Source organism: Mycobacterium sp. (assembly GCF_032159775.1).
Taxonomy (GTDB): Bacteria; Actinomycetota; Actinomycetes; order Mycobacteriales; family Mycobacteriaceae; genus Mycobacterium.
Genome location: NZ_JAVHWK010000096.1, coordinates 1 through 2778, shown reverse-complemented (window position 1 = coordinate 2778; position 2778 = coordinate 1). Strand labels below are relative to the sequence as shown.

The following is a 2778-nucleotide window of genomic DNA, read 5'->3' as shown; positions in this document are numbered from 1 at the left end:
GCCGCTCAGTTGAACACAAGCTGAAGCCCGTTGTGCCGGCTGCCGGCCAGTCGAACCAGCGTGTCCGGCGCTTCGGACAGGGGCGTGTAGTCGGTGATGACGTGCTTCGCGATGTCCTTGCCGTAGGTGGCTAGCAGGGCCAACGTCTCGGTGCTGAGGCGGTCGCGGTCCCACAGGTGGCCGGTTCCGCGCGGTACCCGTCCGATCTGAGCGCAGCGCACGCTCAGCCCGTTGTGGTGAAACTCTTCCCCGAGTCGGACTTCCTCGCAGCCTCCCGAATAGAACGCCAGATCGATAACCGTGCCTTGGGGGCGCACTATGCGAAGAGCGAGAGCCAAAGCACTTGGCTGACCGCGACATTGGAATACCACATCGGCTCCGCGGTCCCCGGCGCCGTGACGCCAGCGGCTTTTCAGCTCGACGGCGGGGTCGAGATCGTGCGGATCGACAACCTCCAGCCCGAGGTCGGCCGCGATCCTGCGGCGTGCCGGGGTTGGCTCGACGAGCACTACCGATTCTGCGCCGTGCAGGCGGGCGAACAGTGCGGTCAACAGGCCCACGACACCGCCCCCGGTAACAGCGATTCGGCGACCGCGCACACCGTCGCCGAGACCGCGTACATCGGTGCCACAGACGTCGGCGGCGGCGTGCAGTAGTGCGTTAGCGCAGATCGGTCCCATGTGTGCGGCGTAAATGCCCAACACCGGCTCCAGCGACTGCGGCAGCTTGACGAATCGGTCGGTCAGCGCGTCTGCGCGGTAGGCGCTGCGGTGGCCGTAGGTCATGGCGACCAGATCACCTTGCTGCACAGCAGGTGTCGCACTCTCCGTGACACGACCGACCTGCATGTAGCCGAACTTGTCGATCGGATAGCCCACGTCCGGGGCGCCCGGCATGAACAGGCCGAGCTCGGGATCCCATCTGCGGTGCAGCGCTGGATTCGTGCCCTTCACCCAGCTGAGGTCTGTCCCGGTCGACAGCCCGCTGAACACGGTCGCCACGTCGAACTGGCCATCGCGCACGGGTTGCGGTACCGGTTCATCGCGCAACGTGACCACGCCGCAGCGCTCGACCACGACGGTGAAGGCTCGGTCAGCCATCGAGCCTCACAGGGCGGTGGTGCGCGGCGGAAGTCGCTATGGCGCAGGCCAATTGGTGGGTCCGCAGTGCTTCGTGGTAGTCCACCAGAATCCCGCTGGGGGCCGAGCCTTTGCCGACCACGGCGTCGATGAAGGCGCGATCGGCGGCCTGCTTGGCGTCGTCGGGCTGCAGACTGCGCCGCACGAGTCCCTGCGGCGTCTTCGCCATGATGTCGTCTTCGCGAATCGTGACCGACAGACCGTCGGCGTGTAGTTCGAGGCCCGCCGAATGCTTCCAGTCCACGCAGCACGCGGCCGCCACGCTTCCCACCGCCCCGGATTGCAGCTTCAGGATCGCGACGGTGGCACCGTCGACGTCGGCGTCCGGAGTGCCCGGCGGCGCGGAGTTGGCATAGGCGTCGACTTCGACGACATCCCCGCACAACAGCCGAATCATGTCCAATACATGCACCGCCTGCTCGACGATCTGACCGCCCGACATAGCCCGCTTGCTCCACCACGGCACCGGGGGCACGCGGTCGATCCATGATCCGACCACCAGCCGAACGGGTCGGCCGGCCAGAAGGTCCTGCACGAGGTCGACGGCCGGCGAGTAGCGCCAGTGATGACCGACGGCGGTGACGACGCCTGCCTTGCTCGCAGCGGCCGCGATGCGCTCGGCGGTCGGCAGGTCCAGCGCCAGCGGCTTCTCGACGAACAACGCGATGCCCGCGTCGAGCAGCTGTTCCTCGATGGCGCCGTGGGCGTGCGGCGGAACGCAGACGTACACCGCATCCGGCGACGTCTTGATGAGTTCGTCCAGGTCCCTCGCCACGACGGCGTCCGTCGTCTCGGCAAATGACTGTGCACCCGCCGCATTGGGGTCGGTCACAGCGATTACCCGTACATCTTTCAGTTGGGCAAGATGGCGCGCGTGGCGCATGGCAACACCACCGGCTCCCACAAACCCGACTTTGCATTCATCCAACATGCATTCTCCCAGGTCGGCAACGTTTTCCGAGTACCCCGACCCGCCGGCGATACGCCACCCTTTGGGGTGGATTTGACGTAGGCGTAAGGGGCTATTCGAGTGGCATGCGCGATGGCGATGAACACATTCCGGCCGGGGTGGACCCGCAGGTGTGGAACTGGATGTCACGGCGCAGCAGCCGAGGCGGGTCGTGGACGCTGCAGCGGGTGGTGCAGGCCAAGGGCGCCAGACGGATCAGCGTCGTGTTGCCCGCGCGCGACGAGGAGCAGACCGTCGGGGACATCGTCGCGCGGATACGGCGTCGTCTCGTCGAGGAGGTCAACCTGGTCGACGAGCTCATCGTCATCGACTCCAGATCGCGCGACGCGACGGCCGCCGTGGCGGCGTCGGCCGGCGCCACCGTGTATCACCAGGACCAGATACTGCCTGAACAACCGCGGATGGACGGCAAGGGCGATGCGCTGTGGAAGGGGCTGGCAGCCAGCACCGGCGACATCGTGCTCTTCGTCGATTCGGACTTGCGTGACTTCACAACGGATTTCGTCGTCGGACTGCTCGGCCCACTGCTGTGTGAACCGGGCGTGGTGTTCGTCAAGGCGCACTATCTGCGGCCGCTGATAACCGATCAGGTAACCGTTCCGGGCGGCGGCGGTCGGGTCAGCGAACTGGTCGCCCGGCCCTTGATGAACATGTTCTGGCCGCGGTTGG

At 66.5% G+C, this 2778-nt stretch carries 3 protein-coding genes; 1 reads left to right on the top strand and 2 read right to left on the bottom strand.

Annotated features, from left to right (window positions below; translation table 11 throughout):
• Nucleotides 1-5 precede the first annotated feature (5 nt).
• Entirely contained in the window at nucleotides 6-1100 is a 1095-nt protein-coding gene (locus tag QOJ24_RS10415; RefSeq protein ID WP_526260912.1) for a zinc-dependent alcohol dehydrogenase, read from the bottom strand.
• Nucleotides 1093-2070 (bottom strand): Gfo/Idh/MocA family protein, encoded by a 978-nt coding sequence (locus QOJ24_RS10410; RefSeq protein ID WP_526260911.1) that lies wholly within the window; start codon nucleotides 2068-2070, stop codon nucleotides 1093-1095. Before QOJ24_RS10410 ends, QOJ24_RS10415 begins: the two co-directional genes overlap by 8 nt.
• 104 nt (nucleotides 2071-2174) lie before the next feature.
• Here QOJ24_RS10410 and QOJ24_RS10405 point away from each other — a divergent pair.
• Nucleotides 2175-2778 (top strand): glycosyltransferase (locus tag QOJ24_RS10405; protein ID WP_526260910.1); only part of this gene is annotated, 604 nt, incomplete at its 3' end.